The sequence below is a fragment of the Micromonospora cynarisoli genome (assembly GCF_030518815.1).
In the GTDB taxonomy this organism is placed as follows: Bacteria; Actinomycetota; Actinomycetes; order Mycobacteriales; family Micromonosporaceae; genus Micromonospora; species Micromonospora wenchangensis.
The window spans coordinates 3,837,201-3,861,160 of record NZ_CP130426.1; the positions used below are offsets into that span (position 1 = coordinate 3,837,201).

General features: G+C 68.7%; 31 protein-coding genes. All 31 read right to left on the reverse strand.

Features of this window, described 5'->3' with window-relative positions; genetic code table 11:
• Positions 1-462 precede the first annotated feature (462 nt).
• The 31 genes from map to Q2K16_RS16425 all read right to left on the reverse strand — a co-directional run bounded on the left by map (position 463) and on the right by Q2K16_RS16425 (position 23,921).
• Positions 463-1,314: a type I methionyl aminopeptidase gene (gene map / locus Q2K16_RS16275; protein ID WP_145921748.1), complete on the reverse strand. Its 852-nt coding sequence runs from the start codon at positions 1,312-1,314 to the stop codon at positions 463-465.
• Positions 1,315-1,409: 95 nt separating this feature from the next.
• On the reverse strand, positions 1,410-2,063 hold the full coding sequence (locus Q2K16_RS16280; RefSeq protein WP_088646992.1) for an adenylate kinase: 654 nt from the start codon (positions 2,061-2,063) through the stop codon (positions 1,410-1,412).
• A complete protein-coding gene (gene secY / locus Q2K16_RS16285) occupies positions 2,064-3,392 on the reverse strand; it encodes a preprotein translocase subunit SecY (protein ID WP_088646993.1) in 1,329 nt (442 codons plus the stop codon). It lies immediately after the preceding gene.
• A gap of 234 nt (positions 3,393-3,626) precedes the next feature.
• Complete coding sequence (gene rplO / locus Q2K16_RS16290; protein ID WP_088646994.1) at positions 3,627-4,070, reverse strand: 50S ribosomal protein L15; 444 nt, start codon at positions 4,068-4,070, stop codon at positions 3,627-3,629.
• Positions 4,070-4,252, reverse strand: a complete 183-nt coding sequence (gene rpmD / locus Q2K16_RS16295; RefSeq protein WP_088646995.1) for a 50S ribosomal protein L30 — start codon at positions 4,250-4,252, stop codon at positions 4,070-4,072. The genes rplO and rpmD overlap by 1 nt, the downstream gene beginning before the upstream one ends.
• On the reverse strand, positions 4,252-4,866 hold the full coding sequence (gene rpsE, locus Q2K16_RS16300; RefSeq protein ID WP_088646996.1) for a 30S ribosomal protein S5: 615 nt from the start codon (positions 4,864-4,866) through the stop codon (positions 4,252-4,254). Before rpsE ends, rpmD begins: the two co-directional genes overlap by 1 nt.
• A gap of 33 nt (positions 4,867-4,899) precedes the next feature.
• Entirely contained in the window at positions 4,900-5,289 is a 390-nt protein-coding gene (gene rplR, locus Q2K16_RS16305; RefSeq protein WP_088646997.1) for a 50S ribosomal protein L18, read from the reverse strand.
• Positions 5,286-5,828, reverse strand: a complete 543-nt coding sequence (gene rplF / locus Q2K16_RS16310) for a 50S ribosomal protein L6 (protein WP_302738502.1) — start codon at positions 5,826-5,828, stop codon at positions 5,286-5,288. The genes rplR and rplF overlap by 4 nt, the downstream gene beginning before the upstream one ends.
• A gap of 16 nt (positions 5,829-5,844) precedes the next feature.
• Positions 5,845-6,252 carry a 30S ribosomal protein S8 gene (gene rpsH, locus Q2K16_RS16315; protein ID WP_067301438.1) on the reverse strand — a complete coding sequence of 136 codons (408 nt, stop codon included), beginning with the start codon at positions 6,250-6,252 and terminating at the stop codon, positions 5,845-5,847.
• 96 nt (positions 6,253-6,348) lie between these two features.
• A complete protein-coding gene (locus Q2K16_RS16320) occupies positions 6,349-6,534 on the reverse strand; it encodes a type Z 30S ribosomal protein S14 (RefSeq protein WP_007073023.1) in 186 nt (61 codons plus the stop codon).
• 1 nt (position 6,535) lies between these two features.
• A complete protein-coding gene (gene rplE, locus Q2K16_RS16325) occupies positions 6,536-7,105 on the reverse strand; it encodes a 50S ribosomal protein L5 (RefSeq protein ID WP_067301437.1) in 570 nt (189 codons plus the stop codon).
• Entirely contained in the window at positions 7,105-7,425 is a 321-nt protein-coding gene (gene rplX, locus Q2K16_RS16330) for a 50S ribosomal protein L24 (protein WP_194821781.1), read from the reverse strand. Before rplX ends, rplE begins: the two co-directional genes overlap by 1 nt.
• Positions 7,422-7,790, reverse strand: coding sequence for a 50S ribosomal protein L14 (gene rplN / locus Q2K16_RS16335; RefSeq protein WP_007073026.1), 369 nt, complete (start codon positions 7,788-7,790; stop codon positions 7,422-7,424). The genes rplX and rplN overlap by 4 nt, the downstream gene beginning before the upstream one ends.
• A gap of 100 nt (positions 7,791-7,890) precedes the next feature.
• Positions 7,891-8,172 carry a 30S ribosomal protein S17 gene (gene rpsQ / locus Q2K16_RS16340; RefSeq protein ID WP_088646999.1) on the reverse strand — a complete coding sequence of 94 codons (282 nt, stop codon included), beginning with the start codon at positions 8,170-8,172 and terminating at the stop codon, positions 7,891-7,893.
• Complete coding sequence (gene rpmC, locus Q2K16_RS16345) at positions 8,169-8,405, reverse strand: 50S ribosomal protein L29 (protein ID WP_067301431.1); 237 nt, start codon at positions 8,403-8,405, stop codon at positions 8,169-8,171. The genes rpsQ and rpmC overlap by 4 nt, the downstream gene beginning before the upstream one ends.
• Positions 8,405-8,830: a 50S ribosomal protein L16 gene (rplP, locus tag Q2K16_RS16350; RefSeq protein ID WP_088647000.1), complete on the reverse strand. Its 426-nt coding sequence runs from the start codon at positions 8,828-8,830 to the stop codon at positions 8,405-8,407. The genes rpmC and rplP overlap by 1 nt, the downstream gene beginning before the upstream one ends.
• Positions 8,831-8,833: 3 nt before the next feature.
• Entirely contained in the window at positions 8,834-9,703 is an 870-nt protein-coding gene (gene rpsC / locus Q2K16_RS16355) for a 30S ribosomal protein S3 (RefSeq protein WP_302738503.1), read from the reverse strand.
• Positions 9,703-10,161, reverse strand: coding sequence for a 50S ribosomal protein L22 (rplV, locus tag Q2K16_RS16360; protein WP_088647002.1), 459 nt, complete (start codon positions 10,159-10,161; stop codon positions 9,703-9,705). The genes rpsC and rplV overlap by 1 nt, the downstream gene beginning before the upstream one ends.
• 40 nt (positions 10,162-10,201) lie before the next feature.
• On the reverse strand, positions 10,202-10,483 hold the full coding sequence (gene rpsS, locus Q2K16_RS16365) for a 30S ribosomal protein S19 (RefSeq protein WP_007073032.1): 282 nt from the start codon (positions 10,481-10,483) through the stop codon (positions 10,202-10,204).
• A gap of 12 nt (positions 10,484-10,495) precedes the next feature.
• The gene (gene rplB, locus Q2K16_RS16370; protein WP_088647004.1) at positions 10,496-11,335 is read right to left on the reverse strand and encodes a 50S ribosomal protein L2; all 840 of its coding nucleotides are present in this window, start codon (positions 11,333-11,335) and stop codon (positions 10,496-10,498) included.
• A 12-nt stretch (positions 11,336-11,347) separates the two neighbouring features.
• Positions 11,348-11,650, reverse strand: a complete 303-nt coding sequence (gene rplW, locus Q2K16_RS16375) for a 50S ribosomal protein L23 (protein WP_067301418.1) — start codon at positions 11,648-11,650, stop codon at positions 11,348-11,350.
• Positions 11,647-12,297 (reverse strand): 50S ribosomal protein L4, encoded by a 651-nt coding sequence (gene rplD / locus Q2K16_RS16380; protein WP_302738504.1) that lies wholly within the window; start codon positions 12,295-12,297, stop codon positions 11,647-11,649. Before rplD ends, rplW begins: the two co-directional genes overlap by 4 nt.
• Positions 12,294-12,959 carry a 50S ribosomal protein L3 gene (rplC, locus tag Q2K16_RS16385; protein WP_088647006.1) on the reverse strand — a complete coding sequence of 222 codons (666 nt, stop codon included), beginning with the start codon at positions 12,957-12,959 and terminating at the stop codon, positions 12,294-12,296. The genes rplD and rplC overlap by 4 nt, the downstream gene beginning before the upstream one ends.
• An 11-nt stretch (positions 12,960-12,970) precedes the next feature.
• Positions 12,971-13,279 carry a 30S ribosomal protein S10 gene (rpsJ, locus tag Q2K16_RS16390; protein ID WP_007073037.1) on the reverse strand — a complete coding sequence of 103 codons (309 nt, stop codon included), beginning with the start codon at positions 13,277-13,279 and terminating at the stop codon, positions 12,971-12,973.
• 354 nt (positions 13,280-13,633) lie between these two features.
• Complete coding sequence (gene tuf, locus Q2K16_RS16395; RefSeq protein WP_088647007.1) at positions 13,634-14,827, reverse strand: elongation factor Tu; 1,194 nt, start codon at positions 14,825-14,827, stop codon at positions 13,634-13,636.
• 219 nt (positions 14,828-15,046) lie between these two features.
• Complete coding sequence (gene fusA / locus Q2K16_RS16400; protein ID WP_204924854.1) at positions 15,047-17,143, reverse strand: elongation factor G; 2,097 nt, start codon at positions 17,141-17,143, stop codon at positions 15,047-15,049.
• 75 nt (positions 17,144-17,218) lie between these two features.
• Positions 17,219-17,689, reverse strand: coding sequence for a 30S ribosomal protein S7 (gene rpsG, locus Q2K16_RS16405; RefSeq protein WP_088647009.1), 471 nt, complete (start codon positions 17,687-17,689; stop codon positions 17,219-17,221).
• A 1-nt stretch (position 17,690) separates the two neighbouring features.
• Positions 17,691-18,065 (reverse strand): 30S ribosomal protein S12, encoded by a 375-nt coding sequence (rpsL, locus tag Q2K16_RS16410; RefSeq protein WP_007465318.1) that lies wholly within the window; start codon positions 18,063-18,065, stop codon positions 17,691-17,693.
• Positions 18,066-18,540: 475 nt separating this feature from the next.
• A complete protein-coding gene (locus tag Q2K16_RS16415) occupies positions 18,541-18,912 on the reverse strand; it encodes a DUF4190 domain-containing protein (protein ID WP_302746507.1) in 372 nt (123 codons plus the stop codon).
• 638 nt (positions 18,913-19,550) lie between these two features.
• On the reverse strand, positions 19,551-19,919 hold the full coding sequence (locus tag Q2K16_RS16420; RefSeq protein ID WP_088644803.1) for a hypothetical protein: 369 nt from the start codon (positions 19,917-19,919) through the stop codon (positions 19,551-19,553).
• A gap of 111 nt (positions 19,920-20,030) precedes the next feature.
• Positions 20,031-23,921, reverse strand: coding sequence for a DNA-directed RNA polymerase subunit beta' (locus tag Q2K16_RS16425; RefSeq protein ID WP_145921755.1), 3,891 nt, complete (start codon positions 23,919-23,921; stop codon positions 20,031-20,033).
• Positions 23,922-23,960 lie beyond the last annotated feature (39 nt).

Genomic DNA, 23,960 nt, shown 5'->3' on the forward strand with positions numbered 1-23,960 from the left:
TGACGTCGGTTGCTCCGGACGACCCACAACGTCTTACACGGGCCTTCCGACGGTCGTCGGGGACCCGCGCCAGCCGCGGCTCCGGGCTCCCACCGAAGCGCGTGGTGGGCATGCCGGAGTGGACGCTGTGCGCCGATCTGAAAGTGTACGCCCGCCCACCGGTGGTCGCCAAACCGGCCACCGGTGGTGTCACCCACCCGGACGAAACGGGGCACCACCCCGCGCAACGCCCGGCTGTCAGTGGCCGGGCCGGCGCCGTTCCCGACGGTCCCCCGGCGCTATTCCACGAGGGGTGGCCGTCGCCGCCCATCGGTGACCGCCCCCCACCCGCCCCATCTGTCGTCGGGCCCTTTCGACCTGACGACATCAGCGATTCCCGTCCCTCTTCCGGCCGACGGTCGAGTCGTCGACGTCATCAGTTCGGAAGGAGCCGAGGTGGTCCGAGTGTCACCGGGCCCGGGGTCAGGTGGCCGGGGAGTCGGCCGGCTGCCGGGCGGTCACCAGGTCGCCGAGCCGCGCCCGCCCGCCGTCGAACGCGGTCAGCACCCAGACCCCGTCCTCCAGCAGCGCCATCGAGTGCTCGACGTGCACCGCCATCGACCGGTCCCGGGTGACCACGGTCCACCCGTCGGACAGCTCGACGGTACGCGGGGAACCCATCGTGATCATCGGCTCGATCGCCAGCGCCATGCCCGGCACCAGGCGTGGCCCCTTGCCGGGCCGGCCGTGGTTGAGCACGTGCGGGTCCTGGTGCATCTCGGTGCCGATGCCGTGGCCGCCGTAGCCGTCGACGATGCCGTACCGGCCACCCCGGCGGACGGCGGTCTCGACGGCGTGCGAGATGTCGGTGAGCCGGCCACGGCCGTTCGCGGCCCCCCGCGCGGCGGCGGCGATCCCGGCCCACATGGCGTCCTCGGCGACCGAGGCCATCTTCAGCAGCGCCGGGTCGACCTCGCCCACCCCGACGGTGACCGCCGCGTCGCCGTGCCAGCCGTCCAGCACCGCGCCGCAGTCGATCGAGATCAGGTCGCCTTCCCTGAGCACCTGGTCGGCGGCGGGGATCGCGTGCACCACCTGCTCGTTGACCGACGAGCAGATCGAGGCGGGAAAGCCGTGGTAGCCCTTGAAGGACGGGATCGCGCCCGCCTCGCGGATGGTCGCCTCGGCGATCGCGTCGAGGTCGGCCGTACTCACCCCGGGGGCGACCGCCGCGCTCATCCGGCGCAGGGCCTCGGCGACCACCAGGCCGGCGGCCCGCATCTTCTGGATCTGGTCAGGGGTCTTCAGCTGGATGTCCAGCTGGGCACGGCGCATGGAGCGGTCACCTTTCGTTGCCTTGCACAGCGAAACAGCGGGGCACGTCGCGTACCCCGCTGTTCGCACTCTATCCGCCGGGCCCCGGCGGGAGGTCAGCCGCCGTACGAGCGCAGCGCGTCGATCGCGCGGACGGTGACGTCCTCCACGGGGCCGGTGGCGTCGATCCCGACCAGCTTGTTCTGTGCGCCGTAGTAGTCGACCAGCGGCGCGGTCTTGTCGGCGTACTCGCGCAGCCGGGCCGCGATGGTCTCCGGCTTGTCGTCGTCGCGCTGGAACAGCTCGGCGCCGCACCGGTCGCAGACGCCCTCCCGGCTGGGGGCGTCGAACTCGACGTGCCAGATCTTGCCGCAGCCCCGGCAGGTACGCCGGCCGGAGAGCCGCCGGATCACCTCGTCGTCGTCGACGACCAACTCCAACACCAGATCCAACGCGGTGCCCAGGTCGGCGAGGAGCTTGTCCAGCGCGGCGGCCTGCGGGGTGGTGCGCGGGAAGCCGTCGAGCAGGAAGCCCTCGGAGGCGTCCGGCTCGGCGAGCCGGTCCCGGACCATGTTGATGGTCACCTCGTCCGGGACCAGCTTGCCCGCGTCCATGTACCGCTTCGCCTCGACTCCCAGGGGCGTCCCCTGGGAGACGTTGGCCCGGAAGATGTCACCGGTCGAGATCTTCGGCACCGAGAGGTGTGCGGCGATGAACTCCGCCTGTGTGCCCTTGCCCGCGCCCGGCGGGCCAACCAGAACGAGTCGCATCTACCGCAGGAACCCTTCGTAGTTCCGCTGCATGAGTTGGCTCTCGATCTGCTTCACGGTCTCCAGACCGACGCCGACCATGATGAGCACAGCGGTGCCGCCGAACGGGAAGTTCTGGAACTGCTGGCTGTTCAGCCAGATGAAGAAGAAGTTCGGCAGGACCGCCACGATACCCAGGTAGAGCGCGCCCGGCAGGGTGATCCGGCTGAGGATGAAGTCGAGGTAGTCGGCGGTCGGCTTGCCGGGGCGGATGCCCGGCACGAAGCCGCCGTACTTCTTCATGTTGTCCGCGACCTCGGTCGGGTTGAACGTGATCGACACGTAGAAGTACGTGAAGAAGATGATCAACAGGAAGTAGATCACGATGTGCAGCGGCGCGTCGGCCTGCACGATGTTGTTCTGGATCCAGGCCTGGGTCTTGCCCGGGTCGTTCTGGTCGAAGAACTGGAGCGCCAGCTGCGGCAGGTAGAGCAGCGACGAGGCGAAGATGACCGGGATGACGCCGGCCTGGTTCACCTTCAGCGGGATGTAGGTGGAGGTGCCGCCGTACATCCGCCGGCCGATCATGCGCTTGGCGTACTGCACCGGGATGCGGCGCTGCGCCTGCTCGATGAAGCAGACCGCGGTGATGACCACCAGGACCAGCGCGAGCACCAGGGCGAACTTGCCCCAGCCCTCGTTGGTCTTGATCTTCCAGCCTTCGCTGGGGAGCCGGGCCGCGATCGAGGTGAAGATCAGGACGGACATGCCGTTGCCGACGCCCCGGTCGGTGATCAGCTCGCCGAGCCACATCACCATGCCGGTGCCGGCGGTCATCGTCATGACCAGGATGCTGAGGGTCAGCCAGTCCGGGATGCCGGTGCCCTCGGGCACGATCGGGAACTGGTCGCAGCGGTTCTGGAACAGCTGGCCGGAACGGGCCAGCGCCACGAACGCCGACGACTGGAGGATGCCCAGCCCGAGGGTCAGGTAGCGGGTGTACTGGGTGATCTTCGCCTGGCCGGCCTGGCCCTCCTTGCGGAGCTGCTCCAGCCGGGGGATGACCACCGTCAGCAGCTGCAGGATGATCGACGCGGTGATGTAGGGCATGATGCCCAGCGCGAAGACCGAGAGCTGCAACAGCGCGCCGCCGGAGAACAGGTCGAGCAGGTTGAGCACGCCCGTGTTCTGGCCCTGCAGACTGTCGAGACACTTCTGCACGTTGCCGTACGAGACGCCGGGGCTGGGCAGAGTGGCGCCGAGCCGGTAGACCGCGATGATGCCTACTGTGAACAGCAGCTTCTTGCGCAGGTCAGGCGTACGGAACGCACTGAGAAAGGCGGACAGCAACTTCTTCCTCCTGCGCGCGGGCCGCCCGGTGGTGGTCCCTGGCGGGTGGGGTGGGTGCCGGGCGAGTGCCCGATATCCATGGCTGGGAAGGGACTCTAACAGCCCGATCCCGCTCCGGGCAGGTGTGCCCGGCTACATAAACCGAATCCGATGTTACCCGGCGCACACGCTCCGGGTAGACCAGGGCGCCCGCCCAGTCACGATGAACTGAGCGGGCGCCATGGTCTGCCTGACCTACAGCTCGGTGACCGAGCCGCCGGCAGCGGTGATCTTCTCCTTGGCCGACGCGCTGAACGCCTGCGCCGACACCTGGAGGGTCACGCCGCCGAGGTCGCCGGTGCCGAGGATCTTGACCGGGTGGCCCTTGCGGACCGCGCCGGCCTCGACCAGCTCCAGCGGGCCGACCTGGCCGCCGTTGGGGAACAGTTCGGCGAGCCGGTCCAGGTTGACCACCTGGAAGACGACCTTGAACTTGTTCTTGAAGCCCTTCATCTTCGGCAGGCGCATGTGGATGGGCATCTGCCCACCCTCGAACGCCGCCGAGATGTTCTTGCGGGCCTTGGAGCCCTTGGTGCCGCGACCGGCGGTCTTGCCCTTGGAGCCCTCACCGCGACCCACCCGGGTCTTCGCGGTCTTGGCGCCCGGGGCCGGACGGAGATGGTGAACCTTGATCGTCATTACTCGACCTCCTCGACCTTCACGAGGTGGCTGACCGTGAAGATCATGCCCCGAATCTCGGGACGGTCCTCCTTGACCACCACGTCATTGATCCGCTTCAGGCCGAGCGAACGCAGCGAGTGCCGCTGGTTCTGCTTCCTCCCGATCTCGGACCGGATCTGGGTGACCTTCAGGCGTGCCATCAGGACGCCACCCCCGCCCGCGACGCCAGCATGGCGGCCGGCGCGACGTCCTCGACCGGCAGGCCACGACGGGCCGCGACGGCCTCCGGGGACTCGAGCCCCTTCAGCGCCGCCACCGTGGCGTGCACGATGTTGATCGGGTTGGACGAGCCGAGGCTCTTGGAGAGCACGTCGTGGATGCCCGCGCACTCCAGCACGGCACGCACCGGGCCACCGGCGATGACGCCCGTACCGGCGGACGCCGGCTTGAGCAGCACCACACCGGCCGCGGCCTCACCCTGGATCGGGTGCGGGATCGACTGGCCGATCCGCGGCACCTTGAAGAAGTGCTTCTTGGCCTCCTCGACGCCCTTGGCGATCGCCGCGGGCACCTCCTTGGCCTTTCCGTAGCCCACGCCGACCGTGCCGTCGCCGTCGCCCACGATCACCAGGGCGGTGAAGCTGAAGCGACGACCACCCTTCACGACCTTGGCGACGCGGTTGATCGCGACGACCCGCTCGAGGTGCGGGGTCTTCTCGACGGGCGCGTTTCCGCGGCCGCCCTCACGGCGGTTGTCGCGGCGACCACCCTCGTTGCCACCGGACCCGCCGCCACGGCGCTGTTGACCTGGCATCAGCAGCCTTCCTTATCTCTCGTGACGGGGTTTCTAGAACTCGAGCCCGGCTTCGCGGGCGGCGTCGGCAAGCGCGGCGACCCGCCCCGCGTACCGGTTGCCGCCACGGTCGAAGACGACCTTGGACACACCGGCGGCCTTGGCCCGCTCGGCGAGCAGGCTGCCGACCTTGCCGGCCAGGGCGCTCTTGTCGCCCTCCGCACCGCGCAGCGACGCGTCCAGGGTCGAGGCCGACGCCAGGGTGTGACCCTTGGTGTCGTCGACGATCTGGGCGACGATGTGCCGCAGCGAGCGGGTGACCACCAGGCGGGGACGCTCGGCGGTGCCGCTGACGTTCTTGCGGACCCGGAAGTGTCGACGCGCACGGCCGACGGCGCGCTTGGCGGCGACGCCGCGGCGGCGCTTGAGCAGCGTGGCGCTCACTTCTTACCTGCCTTTCCGGCCTTGCGGCGGATGACCTCGCCCTGGTACTTGACGCCCTTGCCCTTGTAGGGCTCCGGCGGGCGGATCTTCCGGATGTTGGCGGCGACCTCACCGACCTGCTGCTTGTCGATGCCGGCCACGTGGAACAGCGTCGGCCGCTCCACCGTGAAGGTGATGCCGTCCGGCGCCTGCACCAGGACCGGGTGCGAGAACCCGAGCGCGAACTCCAGGTCCTTGCCCTTGGCGGTGACCCGGTAACCGGTGCCGGCGATCTCCAGGCTCTTGCGGTAGCCCTCGGTCACCCCGACGATCATGTTGGCGACCAGGGTACGGCTCAGGCCGTGCAGCTCCTTGGCCTTGCGCTCGTCGTTCGGCCGGTTGACGTGCAGCTGGCCGTCCTCGCCCCGCTCCGCGGAGATCGGCTCGGCGAGCGTGTGGGTCAGCTCGCCCTTGGGGCCCTTGACCTTGACGGTCTGGCCCTCGATCGTGATGTCGACGCCGGAAGGCACCGGGATCGACTTACGTCCAATACGCGACATTTCTACCTGTCTCCCGTTACCAGACGAAGGCGAGGACTTCCCCGCCAACGCTCCGCTTGCGGGCCTGCCGGTCGGTGAGCAGCCCCTGGGACGTCGAAATGATCGCCACGCCCAGCCCGCCGAGCACCCGCGGGAGCCCGTCCGACTTGGCGTACACCCGGAGACCGGGCTTGGACACGCGCTTGATGCCGGCCAGGCTCCGCTCCCGGTTCTGGCCGTACTTCAGCTCGACGACCAGTCGCTTGCCGACGGCGCCCTCCTCGGGCTCCTCGACCAACCAGGTGGCGATGTAACCCTCGGCCTTGAGGACCTCGGCGATGTTCGCCTTGATCTTCGAGTAGGGCATCGTCACCCGGTCGTGGTACGCCTGGTTGGCGTTCCGCAGACGCGTGAGCATGTCTGCGATCGGGTCGGTCATCGTCATGAAATTCGTCAACCTTTCTCGCCGGGGTTCCCCGGGCACGGCCCGGGGCCTACGGCGAAGAGACAGTTCAGCTGACGCGCGGAGCGCGCCGGGCTATTACCAGGAAGCCTTGGACACGCCGGGCAGCTCACCGCGGTGGGCCATCTCCCGGATGCACACCCGGCAGAGGCCGAACTTGCGGTAGACCGCCTTCGGACGCCCGCACCGCTGGCAGCGGGTGTACGCGCGAACCGAGAACTTCGGCTTCGCGGCGGCCTTGAGGATCAGCGCCTTCTTGGCCATCTCAGTTCTCCTTGAACGGGAAGCCCAGGAGCTTGAGCAGCGCCCGGCCCTCGTCGTCGGTCGTGGCGGTCGTGACCACCGTGATGTCCATGCCCCGCTGGCGATCGATCCTGTCCTGGTCGATCTCGTGGAACACCGACTGCTCGGTCAGGCCGAACGTGTAGTTGCCGTGCCCGTCGAGCTTGCGTCCGTCCAGGCCGCGGAAGTCACGGATACGCGGCAGCGCGATCGACAGCAGCCGGTCCAGGAACTCCCACATCCGGTCGCCGCGCAGGGTCACCTTCGCGCCGATCGGCATGCCCTCACGCAGCTTGAACTGCGCGATCGACTTGGTGGCCCGGCGCACCTGCGGCTTCTGGCCGGTGATCGTGGCCAGGTCGCGGACGGCGCCGTCGATCAGCTTGGCGTCGCGGGCGGCCTCGCCCACGCCCATGTTGACGACGATCTTGACCAGCCGCGGCACCTGCATGGGGTTGCCGTAGCTGTGCTGCTCCTGCAGCTTGGCCACGATCTCGTTGCGGTACCGCTCCTTGAGGCGCGGCAGGGTCTTGGTTTCGGTAGCCGTGGTCATCACAGGTCCTTACCGGTGCTACGCGCGATGCGGACCTTCTGGCCGTTGTCGTCGAACCGGTAGCCGACCCGGGTCGGGTTCCCGTCGGAGTCCAGGACCTGCACGTTCGAGACGTGGATCGGGGCTTCCTGGGTGACGATGCCACCGGTCTTGGCGCCGCGCTGGGTGGTGCTGACTCGGGTGTGCTTCTTGACCCGGTTCACGCCTTCGACGAGGACCTTGTCCTGCCGCGGGTAGGCCGCGATGACCTTGCCCTTGGCGCCCTTGTCCTTGCCGGCGATGACGATGACCGTGTCGCCCTTCTTGACCTTCACGGTCACAACACCTCCGGCGCGAGGGAAATGATCTTCATGAACCGCTTGTCCCGCAGCTCGCGGCCCACCGGGCCGAAGATACGGGTGCCGCGCGGGTCCCCGCCGTCCTTGATGATGACGGCGGCGTTCTCGTCGAAACGGATGTACGAGCCGTCCGGCCGCCGCTTCTCCTTGGCGGTGCGGACGACGACGGCCTTGACGACGTCGCCCTTCTTGACACCGGCGCCCGGGATCGCGTCCTTGACGGTGGCCACGATGACGTCGCCGATGCTCGCGTAGCGCCGACCGGAGCCACCGAGAACCCGGATGCACAGGATCTCCCGGGCACCCGTGTTGTCGGCGACGCGCAGTCGCGACTCCTGCTGAATCACGTCTATCTCCTATGTCTGCCGGTTCTCCGGCCGCCCTCGCGGACGGCCGGAGCCTGGCGGAACCTGCGCCCGACCGAAACCGGCCGAGCTCGAGCCTTCGCTACTTGGCCTTCTCGAGGATCTCCACGATCCGCCAACGCTTGGTGGCGGACAGCGGCCGGGTCTCCATGATCAGGACCCGGTCACCGATGCCGGCAGCGTTCTGCTCGTCGTGGACCTTCAGCTTGCTGGTACGGCGCATGATCTTGCCGTACAGCGCGTGCTTGACCCGGTCCTCGACCTCGACCACGACGGTCTTGTCCATCTTGTCGCTGACCACCAGGCCCTCACGGACCTTACGGCGGGCCCGCACGGTGGTGGCGGTGTTCTCGGTCTCGCTCATGATGCAGTCACCTCAGTCGGCGCGGCCGAGAGACCCAGCTCGCGCTCACGCATGATCGTGTAGATCCGGGCGATCTCCCGACGGATGACCTGCAGCCGCCGGTTGTTGTCCAGCTGACCGGTCGCGGCCTGCACGCGGAGGTTGAACAGCTCCGCCTTGGCCTCGCGCAGCTTCGCGACCAGCTCCTCCTCGGAGAGTTCACGCAGCTCGGAAGGCTTGACGCCCGCTGCCATCAGGATTCACCCACTTCGCGCGTAACAATGCGGCACTTCATCGGGAGCTTGTGGATCGCGCGACGCATCGCCTCTCGCGCGATCTGCTCGTTGGGGAAGGACATCTCGAAGAGAACCCGCCCCGGCTTGACGTTCGCGACCCACCACTCGGGCGAGCCCTTGCCGGAACCCATCCGGGTCTCGGCCGGCTTCTTGGTGAGGGCCTGGTCCGGGAAGACCGTGATCCACACCTTGCCGCCACGCTTGATGTGCCGGGTCATGGCGATACGTGCCGACTCGATCTGCCGGTTGGTCACGTACGCCGGCTCGAGAGCCTGGATTCCGAACTCGCCGAACACCACCCGGTTACCGCCCTTGGACGCGCCGTGGCGGTCCGGGTGGTGCGGCTTGCGGAAGCCCTTCGGGGGCTTGCGCGGCATCAGCATCTGTCAGCCCTCCTGCTGCGTTTCTGCCGGCTGGGTGGCGGCGGCGACAGCGGAACTGTCGACCGGCTCGCCACTCGGCGTCTCGGCCTGCTGCGCGATGGTGGTCGCGGCAGCCCGGCCGGCCTCGGTACCGCCGGCGGTCGTACCCGACGAACCCGACCGGCCACGACGCGGCCGCTCGGGCCGGTCGCCACGCTCACCACGACGCGGGCGGGACGGACCGGCCTCGGCCGGAGCCTCCCGGCCCGGCACGGCGTCGCCCTTGTAGATCCAGACCTTCACACCGATCCGGCCGAAGGTGGTACGGGCCTCGAAGAAGCCGTACTCGATGTTGGCCCGCAGCGTGTGCAGCGGAACCCGGCCCTCGCGGTAGAACTCCGTCCGGCTCATCTCGGCACCGCCGAGGCGGCCGGAGACCTGCACCCGGATGCCCTTGCACACGGGGTTCTTCATCGCCGACTGCATCGACTTGCGCATGGCCCGACGGAAGCTGACCCGGCTGGAGAGCTGCTCGGCGACACCCTGGGCGACCAGCTGCGCGTCCGACTCGGGGTTCTTGACCTCGATGATGTTCAGCTGCACCTGCTTGCCGGTGAGCTTCTCCAGCTCGCCGCGGATCCGGTCGGCCTCCGCACCCTTACGGCCGATGACGATGCCCGGCCGGGCGGTGTGGATGTCGACCCGGACCCGGTCCCGGGTCCGCTCGATGTCGACCTTGGAGATGCCGGCGCGCTCGAGGCCCTTGGACATCATCCGGCGGATCTTGACGTCCTCGCCGATGTAGTCCTTGTAGAGCTTGTCGGCGAACCAGCGGGACTTCCAGTCGGTCGAGATGCCGAGCCGGAACCCAGTGGGGTGAACCTTCTGACCCATTACTCGGCACCCTCCGTCTTGCTCTCGGTCGCCGCGGGCTCGGCCTGCTGCGCCGGCGCCGCCTTCTTCGCCGCGGACTTCTTCGGCGCGGCCGGCGCGACCGCCTCGACCGCCACGGTGATGTGGCAGGTGCGCTTGCGGATCCGGTACGCCCGGCCCTGCGCCCGCGGCCGGAACCGCTTCATGGTCGGGCCCTCGTCGACGAACGCCTCGCTGACGAGCAGCGCGTCGGGGTCCAGCCGCTCGTTGTTCTCCGCGTTGGCGATCGCGCTCGCGAGCACCTTGTACACCTGCTCGCTCGCCGCCTGCGGCGCGAACTGCAGCACCGTGAGCGCCTCCTTCGCGGGCAGGCCGCGGACGAGGTTGACCACCCGGCGCGCCTTCATCGGCGAGATGCGCACGTGCCGCGCAACCGCCCGCGCGCCCGGAAGCACCGGAGCGTCGCCCTTTCCTGGCATCGCTGTAACCCCTTGTTCCTCTATCCGTATGCCCGCGGCGTCAGCGCCGGCGGCTCTTCCGGTCGTCCTTCTCGTGACCCTTGAACGTGCGGGTCAGCGCGAACTCGCCGAGCTTGTGCCCGACCATGGCCTCGGTCACGAACACCGGGACGTGCTTGCGTCCGTCGTGCACGGCGATCGTGTGCCCGAGCATCTCGGGGATGATCGTCGAGCGGCGCGACCAGGTCTTGATGACGTTCTTCGAGCCCTTGTCGTTCTGCGTCTCCACCTTCTTGAGCAGGTGGTCGTCGACGAACGGGCCCTTCTTCAGGCTGCGAGGCATGCTCTATCTCCCTCAGCCGCGCTTACGCGTGGCGTAGCGGCGGCGGACGATCAGCCGGTCGCTCGGCTGGCCCTTACGACGGGTGCGGCCCTCGGGCTTACCCTGCGGGTTCACCGGGTGGCGACCACCGGAGGTCTTACCCTCACCACCACCGTGCGGGTGGTCGACCGGGTTCATCGCGACACCACGGACGGTCGGGCGCTTGCCCTTCCACCGCATCCGGCCGGCCTTGCCCCAGTTGATGTTCGACTGGTCGGCGTTGCCGATCTCGCCGACGCTGGCGCGGCAGCGCACGTCGACCCGCCGGATCTCGCCGGACGGCATACGCAGGGTCGCGTAGGCACCTTCCCGGCCGAGCAGCTGGATGCCGACGCCTGCCGAACGGGCCAGCTTGGCGCCGCCGCCCGGACGCAGCTCCACGTTGTGGATGGTGGTACCGACCGGGATGTTGCGCAACGGCAGGTTGTTGCCCGGCTTGATGTCGGCACCCGGCCCGGACTCGACCCGGTCGCCCTGCTTCAGGTCCTTCGGCGCGAGGATGTAGCGCTTCTCGCCGTCGGCGTAGTGCAGCAGCGCGATGCGCGCGGTGCGGTTCGGGTCGTACTCGATGTGCGCGACCTTCGCCGGCACGCCGTCCTTGTCGACCCGCTTGAAGTCGATCAGCCGGTACTGCCGCTTGTGGCCGCCGCCGTGGTGCCGGGCGGTGATCCGGCCGTGGGCGTTGCGCCCGCCCTTCTTCGGCAGCGGGGCCAGCAGGGACTTCTCCGGCGTGGACCGGGTGATCTCGGCGAAGTCGGCGACGCTGGAGCCCCGTCGGCCCGGCGTCGTCGGCTTGTACTTACGGATAGCCATTGTCTACACCCCTCAGCTGACCGGGCCGCCGAAGGCCTCGATACGGTCACCGTCAGCCAGCTTCACGATCGCCCGCTTGGTCGCCTTGCGCTGACCGAAGCCGGTCTTGGTGCGCTTGCGCTTGCCCTGGCGGTTGAGCGTGTTGACCGTCAGGACGCGGACGTTGAAGATCTGCTGGATAGCGATCTTGATCTCGGTCTTGTTCGCGTCCGGGTGCACCAGGAAGGTGTACCAGTTCCGGTTCAGCTCGCTGTAGCTCTTCTCCGAGACGACCGGCGCGACGATGACGTCCCGCGGGTCGGCGATCGTGCTCACTTGCCACCCTCCTCGGTGGTCTCGGCGGGCACGCCCAGGAACTCGTCCAGGGCGTCCTTGGTGAAGACCACGTCGTCGGCCACCAGCACGTCGTACGTGTTGAGCTGGCCGGACTCGATCAGGTGCACCCGCGGCTCGTTGCGCAGCGACACCCAGTTCAGCTCGTCGGTGCTGCTCAGCACGACCAGCACCCGCCGGGCCCCGGTCAGCTTGGCCAGGGTGGCCAGGGCCGCCTTGGTCGACGGCTTCTCGCCCGAGACGAAGGTCTCGACGACGTGCACCTGGCCGGCGCGGGCCCGGTCGGAGAGGGCGCCACGCAGGGCGGCGGCCTTCATCTTCTTCGGGGTCCGCTGGCTGTAGTCGCGCGGCACCGGGCCGTGGACCACGCCACCGCCGGCGAACTGCGGCGCGCGGATCGAGCCCTGCCGGGCGCGACCGGTGCCCTTCTGCTTGTACGGCTTCTTGCCGCCGCCGGAGACCTCGCCACGGGTCTTGGCCTTGTGGGTGCCCTGCCGGGCCGCCGCGAGCTGAGCCACCACGACCTGGTGCATCAGCGCGATGTTGGCCTGGACGTCGAAGATGTCGGCCGGCAGCTCGACCGAGCCGCTCTTGGCGCCTTCGACGTCGAGGACGTCAACGGTGGTCACTTGGCCACACCGCCCTTCTTCGCCTTCGTCTTGGCCGCGGTGCGGACCAGGACCAGCGCGCCCTTGGGACCGGGGATGGCACCACGGACGAGCAGGAGGTTGTTCTCGGTGTCGACCGCCTGGACGGTCAGGTTCTGGACGGTGTAGCGCACGCCACCCATCCGACCCGCCATCCGGGTGCCCTTGAAGACGCGACCCGGGGTCGCGCAGGCGCCGATGGAGCCCGGCGAGCGGTGCTTGCGCTCGACACCGTGGCTGGCGCGCAGACCGTGGAAGCCGTGCCGCTTCATCGGGCCGGCGTAGCCCTTGCCCTTGGTCTTGCCGGTGACGTCGATGACCACGCCGACCGGGAACTCCTCGACCGTGACCTCCTGGCCGAGCGAGTAGTCCGCGGCGTCGGTGGTGCGCAGCTCGACGATGTGCCGGCGCGGCGCCACGTCCGCCTTGGCGTAGTGCCCGGCGAGCGGCTTCTTGGCCTTGCGCGGGTCGATCGTGCCGTAGGCGAGCTGGACCGCGGAGTAACCGTCCTTCTCGGCGCTACGAACCTGGCTGACGACGCAGGGGCCGGCCTGAACCACGGTCACGGGGACAACCTTGTTGTTGTCCCAGACCTGGGTCATGCCGAGCTTTGCGCCCAGGATCCCCTTGACTTGCCTGTCCATTTGTCCGGTCCCTACAGCTTGATCTCGATGTCGACGCCAGCCGGCAGGTCGAGGCGCATGAGCGAGTCGACCGTCTTCGGGGTCGGGTCGATGATGTCGATCAGCCGCTTGTGCGTACGCATCTCGAAGTGCTCGCGCGAGTCCTTGTACTTGTGCGGCGAGCGGATGACGCAGAAACGGTTGATCTCCGTGGGCAGCGGCACCGGGCCCGCGACCTGCGCCCCGGTGCGCGTCACCGTCTCGACGATCTTCCGCGCCGAGGAGTCGACGACCTCGTGGTCATAGGCCTTGAGCCGGATGCGGATCTTCTGTCCCGCCATGGTGGCTTCTGTTCCTTCTCTCGATGCCGCTGTGTTGCGGGCACCTGTACCGGCTGGCACAGGCCCACTTCGCCGACCCCCGCGGTCGGGCGTGTCGCGCCCTCGGACCAGGCTCCGCCCCGGGACTCCGGAGCGGCTCTCTGACCACGCGGTGGGTCAAGGCGCCGATCGCATCACAGCGATCTGGACGCCGTGCGAGGGTGGTTGACCGCCAGGGGCGATCAACCACCCTACGCGCGACTGTTGGCCTTCCCGGAGGTCCAGCTTTCGCCGGACACGGGCGACTAACCGTCGTTACGCAACCTGACTAGTATGCCGCACGACCGGCGGCGACGCTAATCGGGGTTACCTGGGTCACTTGATGATCTTGGTGACGCGACCCGCGCCGACCGTACGACCACCCTCGCGGATCGCGAACTTGAGGTTGTCCTCCATCGCGATGGGCTGGATGAGCTTGACGGCCATCGTGGTGTTGTCGCCCGGCATGACCATCTCGGTGCCCTCGGGGAGGGTGACGACACCGGTGACGTCGGTGGTGCGGAAGTAGAACTGCGGGCGGTAGTTCTGGAAGAACGGGGTGTGCCGGCCACCCTCCTCCTTGGAGAGGATGTAGACCGTCGCCTCGAACTCCGTGTGCGGGGTGCTGGTGCCCGGCTTGACGACCACCATGCCGCGCTCGACGTCCTCGCGCTTGATGCCACGCAGCAGCAGACCGACGTTCTCGCCCGCGCGGGCCTCGTCGAGCAGCTTGCGGAACATCTCGATGCCGGTGCAGACCGTCTTCTGCGACTTCTCGCGGATACCGACGATCTCCACCTCCTCGTTCGGCTTGAGCACGCCACGCTCGGCGCGACCGGTGACGACCGTGCCACGACCGGTGATCGTGAAGACGTCCTCGATCGGCATGAGGAACGGCTTCTCGGTCTCCCGCTCGGGCTGCGGGATCGCGGTGTCGACCGCGTTCATCAGCTCCAGCAGGCGGCCGGTCCACTCGGGGTCACCCTCGAGGGCCTTCAGCGCCGAGACCCGGACGACCGGCAGGTCGTCACCCGGGTACTCCTGCGCCGACAGCAGCTCGCGGACCTCGAGCTCGACGAGCTCCAGGAGCTCCTCGTCGTCGACCATGTCGCTCTTGTTGAGCGCCACGACGATGTACGGCACACCGACCTGACGGGCCAGCAGCACGTGCTCGCGGGTCTGCGGCATCGGGCCGTCGGTCGCCGCGACCACCAGGATCGCGCCGTCCATCTGGGCGGCACCGGTGATCATGTTCTTGATGTAGTCGGCGTGCCCGGGGCAGTCGACGTGCGCGTAATGCCGCGCCTCGGTCTGGTACTCGACGTGCGCGATCGAGATCGTGATACCGCGGGCCTTCTCCTCCGGCGCCTTGTCGATCTCGTCGAACGGCGTGTACGGGTTGAGGTCCGGGTACTGGTCGTGCAGGACCTTCGTGATGGCCGCCGTCAGCGTCGTCTTACCGTGGTCGATGTGACCAATGGTGCCGATGTTGACGTGCGGCTTAGTCCGCTCGAACTTCGCCTTCGCCACTGGTGTCCTCCTGTGGACTTCTTGGTTCTTCTCGCCCCGGCGCGCCGGACGGCGCTTAGGACTCTGTCGACAGCCTTTCCGGCCAACGGCCGGAGAGCTTGGTGGGTTCTGCGGCGATGAAGCCTACAGGCCCGGATTCACACAACCCGACCGAGGTGGTCGCGGGCGGACTCCCGTCCGCGACCGGCCCCGGCTCACCGGATCAGCAGCAGGTGAGCGTCACTCACCCGTCGCCTTGGCGATGATCTCCTTCGCCACGCTCTGCGGCACCTCGGCGTAGGAGTCGAACTGCATGCTGTAGCTTGCCCGGCCCTGGGTCTTCGACCGCAGGTCGCCGACGTAGCCGAACATCTCCGACAACGGCACCAGGGCCCTCACGATGCGGGCGCCGCTGCGCTCCTCCATCGCCTGGATGATGCCACGGCGGGAGTTGAGGTCGCCGATGACGTCACCCATGTTCTCCTCGGGAGTGGTGACCTCAACGGCCATCATCGGTTCGAGGAGCGCGGGGTCGGCCTTGCGGGCCGCCTCCTTCATCACCATCGAGCCGGCGATCTTGAATGCCATTTCGGACGAGTCGACCTCGTGGTACTGGCCGTCCAGCAGGGTCAGCTTGACACCGACCAGCGGGAAGCCCGCCAGGATGCCGTACTGCATGGCGTCCTGCGCACCGGCGTCCACCGACGGGATGAACTCGCGGGGGATGCGGCCACCGGTGACGGCGTTGGCGAACTCGTAGGTCGGCGACTCGTTGTCCAGCGGCAGCGGCTCGATGCTCACGATGACGCGGGCGTACTGGCCGGAGCCACCGGTCTGCTTCTTGTGGGTGTACTCGATCTTGTCCACCTTGCGGCGGATCGTCTCACGGTACGCCACCTGCGGCTTGCCGATGTTCGCCTCGACGTTGAACTCGCGGCGCATCCGGTCGACCAGGATGTCCAGGTGCAGCTCGCCCATGCCGGCGATGACCGTCTGACCGGTCTCCTCGTCCAGCTTGACGCGGAAGGTCGGGTCCTCCTCGGCCAGCCGCTGGATGGCAGTGCTGAGCTTCTCCTGGTCGGCCTTGGTCTTCGGCTCGATCGCGACCTCGATGACCGGCTCGGGGAAGGTCATCGACTCCAGGATGACCGGGTTCGCCGGGTCGCAGAGGGTGTCACCGGTGGTGGTCTGCTTGAGACCCTGCACCGCGATGATGTCGCCAGCCTGGGCCGAGCCGCGCTCTTCCCGCTTGTTGGCGTGCATCTGGTAGATCTTGCCGATCCGCTCCTTGCGGTCCTTGGTGGAGTTCACCACCTGGTTGCCGGTCTCGACCACGCCCGAGTAGACCCGGACGTAGGTGAGCTTGCCGAGGTGCTTGTCGGTCTGGATCTTGAAGGCCAGACCGGAGAACGGCTCCGCCTTCGACGGCTTACGCTGCAACGGCGTCTCGCCGTCGGTCGCGGTGCCCTCGATGGCCGGCACGTCCAGCGGCGACGGCAGGAAGTCGACCACGGCGTCGAGCATGGGCTGCACGCCCTTGTTCTTGAACGCCGAGCCGCACAGCACCGGGTTGGCCTTGCTGGCGATGGTGGCCCGCCGGATGGCGGCCTTGATCTCCTCGACGGAGATCTCCTCGCCCTCCAGGTACTTCTCCATCACTGCGTCGTCGACGTCGGCCAGGGTCTCCATCAGCTTCTCGCGCCACTCCGCCGCGGAGTCGGCCAGGTCGGCCGGGATCTCCTCGATGGCGTAGTCCTCACCCTTCTGGGTCTCCCCGCGCCAGGTGAGGGCGCGCATGCCGATCAGGTCGACGACGCCGATGTGGTCGCCCTCGAGGCCGATCGGGATCTGGAGCACCAGCGGGGTGGCGTTGAGCCGGTCGATCATCATCTGCACGCAGCGGAAGAAGTCCGCGCCCGTGCGGTCGAGCTTGTTGACGAAGCACATCCGCGGGACGTGGTACTTGTCGGCCTGCCGCCAGACGTTCTCCGTCTGCGGCTCCACGCCGGCCACGCCGTCGTAGACCGCGACCGCACCATCCAGCACCCGCAGCGACCGCTCGACCTCGACCGTGAAGTCGACGTGACCGGGCGTGTCGATGATCTGGATCGTGTGGCCCTTCCACTCACACTTGGTGGCAGCGGAGGTGATGGTGATACCACGCTCCTGCTCCTGCTCCATCCAGTCCATGACGGCAGCGCCCTCGTGGACCTCACCGATCTTGTAGGTGATACCGGTGTAGAACAGGATCCGCTCGGTGGTCGTGGTCTTACCGGCATCGATGTGCGCCATGATGCCGATGTTGCGTACGTTGGCGAGCGCGTCTGCGGCGGCCACTTCAATCCCTACTTATCGTCGTCTCGACTCGACCGGTGGCGGTTCCGGCGCCGGTCCGGCGCCGGAACCAGGCTGTTACCAGCGGTAGTGCGCGAAGGCCTTGTTGGACTCCGCCATCTTGTGGGTGTCCTCGCGCCGCTTGACGGCGGCACCCAGACCGTTGCTCGCGTCGAGCAGCTCGTTCATCAGCCGCTCGACCATGGTCTTCTCGCGACGGGCCTTGGAGTACGTGACCAGCCAGCGCAGACCGAGGGTGGTCGCCCGGGCCGGACGGACCTCGACCGGCACCTGGTAGGTGGCGCCACCGACCCGGCGGCTGCGCACCTCCAGGGTCGGCTTGACGTTGTCCATCGCGCGCTTGAGGGTGACGACCGGGTCGGTGCCGCTCTTCTCGCGGCAGCCCTCCAGGGCGGCGTACACGATGCGCTCGGCGAGCTGACGCTTACCGCGCATCAGGATCTTGTTGACCAGCTGGGTGACCAGCGGCGAGTTGTACACCGGGTCAGCGACCAGCGGCTTCCGCGGAGCGGGTCCCTTACGCGGCATGTCAGCTCTTCTCCTTCTTCGCGCCGTACCGGCTGCGCGCCTGCTTGCGGTTGCGGACACCCTGGGTGTCCAGCGAGCCGCGGACGATCTTGTAACGCACGCCGGGGAGGTCCTTCACCCGGCCGCCGCGAACGAGCACGATCGAGTGCTCCTGAAGGTTGTGACCCACGCCCGGGATGTAGGCGGTCACCTCGATCTGGCTGCTGAGCTTGACACGCGCGACCTTGCGGAGCGCCGAGTTCGGCTTCTTGGGGGTGGTGGTGTACACGCGGGTGCACACACCGCGCCGCTGAGGGGATCCCTTCAGCGCCGGGGTCTTGGTCTTGGTCGTCTTGGCCTGGCGGCCCTTTCGGACCAGCTGCTGAATGGTGGGCACCGGGTTTCTCCGCTCCCTTCGGCCGCGTCACGCGACCGCGCCGTCTGCTCGTTAGCCGACCTGATGGCCGACTCTCCTACATTCCGACCGGGTCCACCTCGCGGCGGTCCCGGTACCCGCGGTCGGGTGTGTCGCCCGGTTCGCGGTCCCGGTGCCGTCGCTCGCGCGGGTGGCACCGGTTTCTGTCACCGGCGCGTGGTCGTCCGCCCGCCGGGTCCTGTGGACTGTGTCGCACGGCCGCTCGATCTCCGGATCAATCCGGATCCCGCGCACGCACGAGTTGCCCGGGCATGCCCGGGCGCAAGGGGAAAGAGTACCTACCACAGCCTCGCAGGTCAAAACGGGCTGGTCCGCCGGGTCTCAGAACTCCGTCGGTCGCGCCGTGCGTCCTGCCTGCTCGCCCGTGACGGGCCCCTAGGCTGTCCAGTGTACCGGCTGCCCTGCACCGCAGCCCGTCACCCCCGGGCGACGGGGGTCACGCCAACTGCACCAGCAACGCCAGCCCCAGGCCCAGCAGGCTGAGCACCAACCCCACCCCGCCGCAGCTGATCCCGGCCGTCGCCAGGCCCCGACCGGTGAACCGCACCGCCGGTGGCGGCGCGGCCCGGCGGATCTGCCGGCGGGCCAGCAGCCCGGCGACGATCGCCGCCGTACCGGCCAGCACCCCCGGCACGGTGAACGCGCCTGCCGCCCAGGCCCCGCCGAGCTGCGCTCCCCCGACGCCGAAGCAGATCACCAGGAACGACACCAGGATCGACCCGGTTCCGGCGATCAACGAACCCACCGCCGGCCCCGAGGTGACCGCTGGTACGTCCAGGTGCACCACCCCGAAGGGGGTGCCGGGCACGGCGTCGACCCGCTTGGGGGCGCGCGGGGCCTCCGGTGGCGGTGGGGGCAGCGGCCCGGCCCCGTGCCCCGACGACGCCGGCCAGCCCGCCCCGGCCGCCGGCTGTCCCGGGTAGGACCCGGCCGCCACCGTCGGGTGGTACGCCCCGCCCGGCCCGGGGTAGGACGACGACCCCGGATACGACGACGGCCCGGCGGGCGCTCCCCCGGCCCCGGGGAACGGCCCACCACCGGACGGTGACCCACTACTGAACGGCCCACCACCGAACGGAACAGCGCCGGCCGGCCCGCCACCTGACGGCGTGACGCCGGCCCCGGACGTCGGCGGTGGGGCGTACCCGAGGGGGGCGGCCTCCGGCGGGATGCCGGCGCCGTGCACCGGACCGGGCTCGGACGGCGCGCCCCACGGGCCGACGGCCCACGGGTCGGGCGGGCGGTTCGCTCCGGCGTCGGTGCCGGGCGCGGCCGGCTCCGGGGAGCCGGCGGGCGGTCCGCCCGGGTCGCCTCCCGACGGCGGCGCCGGTTCCGTCACGGGGTCCTCCTGTCGCGATGTGGGTCCACCGTCACGCGACGGACACCGGCCAGGCTACCGCCGCCACGCACCGTGGGTGCCCCCTGCCGGATCATCACCCCGACGGGTCAGTCGACGTTCGGGGCGAAATCCTGCCCGTACGGGGAGCCGGCGAGCCGGACCACCCCGATCACCACCAGCGTCACCACCGCGACCGCGACCAGCACCAGGCCCACCCGGGCCAGCCGCTCCCCCCGCCGCAGCCAGGCCGCGCCGGTGAGGAACCCACCCGAGGCGTACGCCTCCCGGCGGGCCTGCCGCGCCAGCTGGAGGGCGATCGTGGCGGGCACCACCCCGCCGACGAAGATCCCGGTCAACGCCCCGATCAACCCGAGCGCGAAGACGGCCCGTGCCTTGGTGGCGCGTACCGGGTCGGGGTCGAGCGGATGACGTGGTGGCTGGTGCGCCAACGGCACCTGCCCCGCAGCGGTCGTCATGCCACCATCATGCCCGGCGTCCGGCCGTAGCGGACACGTGCCGACGGGCACCGCCCCGAAACGAGGAAGGCCCCCGGCGCGACGCCGGGGGCCTTCCTCGTCAACTGGTGCTCAGCGGTACGACCCGAAGTCGAAGTCGTCCAGCGGAACCGCCTGCCCACTTGCCGGCCCGAAGCCGTAGTCGGTCTCCGGGTAACCGGTCATCGAGTAGACCTTGGCCTTCGCCTCCTCGGTCGGCTCGACCCGGACGTTGCGGTACTTGCTGATGCCGGTACCAGCCGGGATGAGCTTACCGATGATCACGTTCTCCTTGAGGCCGACCAGCGAGTCGCTGCGCGAGTTGATCGCCGCGTCGGTCAGCACCCGGGTGGTCTCCTGGAAGGAGGCCGCCGAGAGCCAGGAGTCGGTGGCCAGCGAGGCCTTGGTGATACCCATCAACACCGGACGACCGGCGGCGGGCTCGCCACCCTCGCCGACGAGCCGGCGGTTCTCCGACTCGAACAGCGCCCGGTCGACGAGCACACCCGGCAGGAACTCGGTCGAGCCGGAGTCGATGACCGTCACCCGCTTGAGCATCTGGCGGATGATGATCTCGATGTGCTTGTCGTGGATGAGCACACCCTGCGAGCGGTAGACCTCCTGGACCTCCTGGGTCAGGTGGACCTGGACCGCGCGCGGGCCGAGGATGCGCAGCAGCTCGTGCGGGTCGATGGTGCCCTCGGTGAGCTTCTCGCCGACCTCGACGTGGTCCCCGTCGTGGGTCCGCAGCCGGACCCGCTTGGAGATCTTGTCGTAGACGATCTCGTCGCTGCCGTCGTCCGGCACCACGATGATCTTCCGGGACCGCTCACCGTCCTCGATCCGGATCCGGCCCGGGGTGTCGGCGATGGGCGCCTTGCCCTTCGGGATACGGGCCTCGAAGATCTCCTGGACACGCGGCAGACCCTGGGTGATGTCCTCACCCGCGACACCACCGGTGTGGAAGGTACGCATCGTCAGCTGGGTGCCCGGCTCACCGATCGACTGGGCGGCGATGATGCCGACCGCCTCGCCGACGTCCACGGTCTTACCGGTCGGCAGCGAACGGCCGTAGCAAGCACCGCAGACGCCCAGCTTCGACTCGCAGGTGAGCACGCTGCGCACCCGGACCGTCTCCACCCCGGCGGCGACGATCTTGTCGACCCCGATGGAGTTGATGTCCTGACCCCGGTGGGCCACCACGGTGCCGTCCGGCCCCTTGATGTCGTCGGCCAGGGTCCGGGCGTGCACGCTGGTCTCGGCGTGCTCGTGGACGACCAGCCGGCCACCCTCCAGACGCTCGCCGATCTGCATCGGGATCGCCCGGTCGGTGCCGCAGTCCTCCTCGCGGATGATGACGTCCTGCGAAACGTCCACCAGACGACGCGTCAGGTAACCCGAGTCGGCGGTACGCAGCGCGGTGTCCGCCAGACCCTTACGGGCACCGTGCGTGGAGATGAAGTACTCCAGCACGGACAGACCCTCCCGGTACGACGCCTTGATGGGTCGCGGGATGATCTCGCCCTTCGGGTTGGCCACCAGACCACGGATCGCCGCGATCTGCCGGAGCTGGAGCAGGTTACCGCGGGCACCCGAGTTGATCATCTTCCACAGCGGGTTCTCCTGCGGCAGCGCGGTGTCCATCTCCTTGGCGACCTCGTTGGTCGCCTTGGTCCAGATCTCGATGAGTTCGCCGCGACGCTCCTCGGCGGTCATCAGACCACGCTGGTACTGCTTGTCGATCCGGTCGGCTTCCTTCTCGTACCGCTCCAGGATCTCCCGCTTGCGCGGCGGAGCGATGACGTCCTCCATGCCGATGGTGACGCCGGACCAGGTGGCCCAGTGGAAGCCGGCCTCCTTGAGGCCGTCCAGGGTGGCGGCCAGCGCCACCTTCGGGAAGCGCTCGGCGAGGTCGTTGACGATCGCGGAGAGCTGGCCCTTGCGGATCTCGTAGTTCACGAAGCGGTAGCCCTGCGGCAGCGTCTCGTTGAACAGGACCCGGCCGAGCGTGGTCTCCACGGTCAGCGGCTCACCCTCGACCCAGCCCTCCGGGGCGACCCAGGGCTCCGCGCCGTTGCCGTTGTCGACACCGATCACGTCCCGCAGCCGGATCTTGACCGGGGTCTGCAGGTGCAGCTCGCCCGCGTCGAAGGCCATCCGCGCCTCGGCGTCCGAGCTGAACGCCCGGCCCTCGCCGACCCCGCCAGGGGTCAGGTGGGTGAGGTGGTAGAGGCCGATGACCATGTCCTGGGTGGGCATGGTGACGGGCTTGCCGTCGGCCGGCTTGAGGATGTTGTTCGACGACAGCATCAGGATCCGCGCCTCGGCCTGGGCCTCGGCCGACAGCGGCACGTGCACCGCCATCTGGTCACCGTCGAAGTCGGCGTTGAACGCGGTGCAGACCAGCGGGTGGATCTGGATCGCCTTGCCCTCGACCAGCTGCGGCTCGAATGCCTGGATACCCAGACGGTGCAGGGTCGGCGCGCGGTTGAGCAGCACCGGGTGCTCGCCGATGACCTCTTCCAGCACGTCCCACACGACCGGGCGCTGACGCTCGACCATCCGCTTGGCGGACTTGATGTTCTGCGCGTGGTTGAGGTCGACCAGCCGCTTCATCACGAACGGCTTGAACAGCTCCAGCGCCATCTGCTTGGGCAGGCCGCACTGGTGCAGCTTCAGCTTCGGGCCGACCACGATGACCGAACGGCCGGAGTAGTCGACGCGCTTGCCGAGCAGGTTCTGCCGGAACCGGCCCTGCTTGCCCTTGAGCATGTCGGACAGCGACTTGAGCGGGCGGTTGCCCGGACCGGTGACCGGCCGGCCGCGACGGCCGTTGTCGAACAGCGCGTCGACGGCCTCCTGGAGCATCCGCTTCTCGTTGTTGACGATGATCTCGGGCGCGCCGAGGTCGATCAGCCGCTTGAGCCGGTTGTTCCGGTTGATCACACGGCGGTACAGGTCGTTCAGGTCGGAGGTCGCGAAGCGGCCACCGTCGAGCTGCACCATCGGGCGCAGGTCCGGCGGGATGACCGGGACGCAGTCCAGCACCATGCCCAGCGGCGAGTTGCGGGTGTTCAGGAACGCCGCGACGACCTTCAGCCGCTTGAGCGCGCGGATCTTCCGCTGGCCCTTGCCGGAGCGGATGGTCTCGCGCAGGCTCTCGGCCTCGGCGTCGAGGTCCATGTTCTGGACCAGCGCCTTGATCGCCTCGGCGCCCATGCCACCGGTGAAGTACTCGCCGAACCGGTCACGCAGCTCGCGGTAGAGCAGCTCGTCGGTGACCAGCTGCTTGGAGTCGAGCTTGCGGAAGGTGTCGAGAACCTCGTCGAGGCGGTCGATCTCGCGCTGGGCCCGGTCGCGGATCTGGCGCATCTCGCGCTCTCCGCCCTCCTTGACCTTGCGCCGGACGTCCGCCTTCGCGCCCTCGGCCTCCAGCTCGGCCAGGTCGGCCTCCAGCTTGGCGGCCCGCTTCTCGATCTCCGAGTCACGGCTGTTCTCGGACTGCCGCTTCTCGGCGAGGATCTCGTTCTCGATCGTCGAGAGGTCACGGTGACGCGCCTCGGCGTCCACGCTCGTCACGACGTACGAGGCGAAGTAAATAATCTTTTCGAGGTCCTTGGGGGCGAGGTCCAGCAGGTAGCCCAGCCGGCTCGGCACGCCCTTGAAGTACCAGATGTGGGTCACCGGAGCGGCCAGCTCGATGTGCCCCATCCGCTCACGACGGACCTTGGAGCGGGTCACCTCGACGCCGCAGCGCTCACAGATGATGCCCTTGAACCGGACCCGCTTGTACTTGCCGCAGTAGCACTCCCAGTCCCGCTGAGGACCGAAGATCTTCTCGCAGAAGAGCCCGTCCTTCTCCGGCTTGAGGGTGCGGTAGTTGATCGTCTCGGGCTTCTTGACCTCACCGTGCGACCACTGACGGATGTCGTCCGCGGTCGCGAGGCCGATGCGCAGCTCGTCGAAGAAGTTGACGTCGAGCACTATGTCCCCTATGTCGTCGTCTTTACAGCTAGATCACGG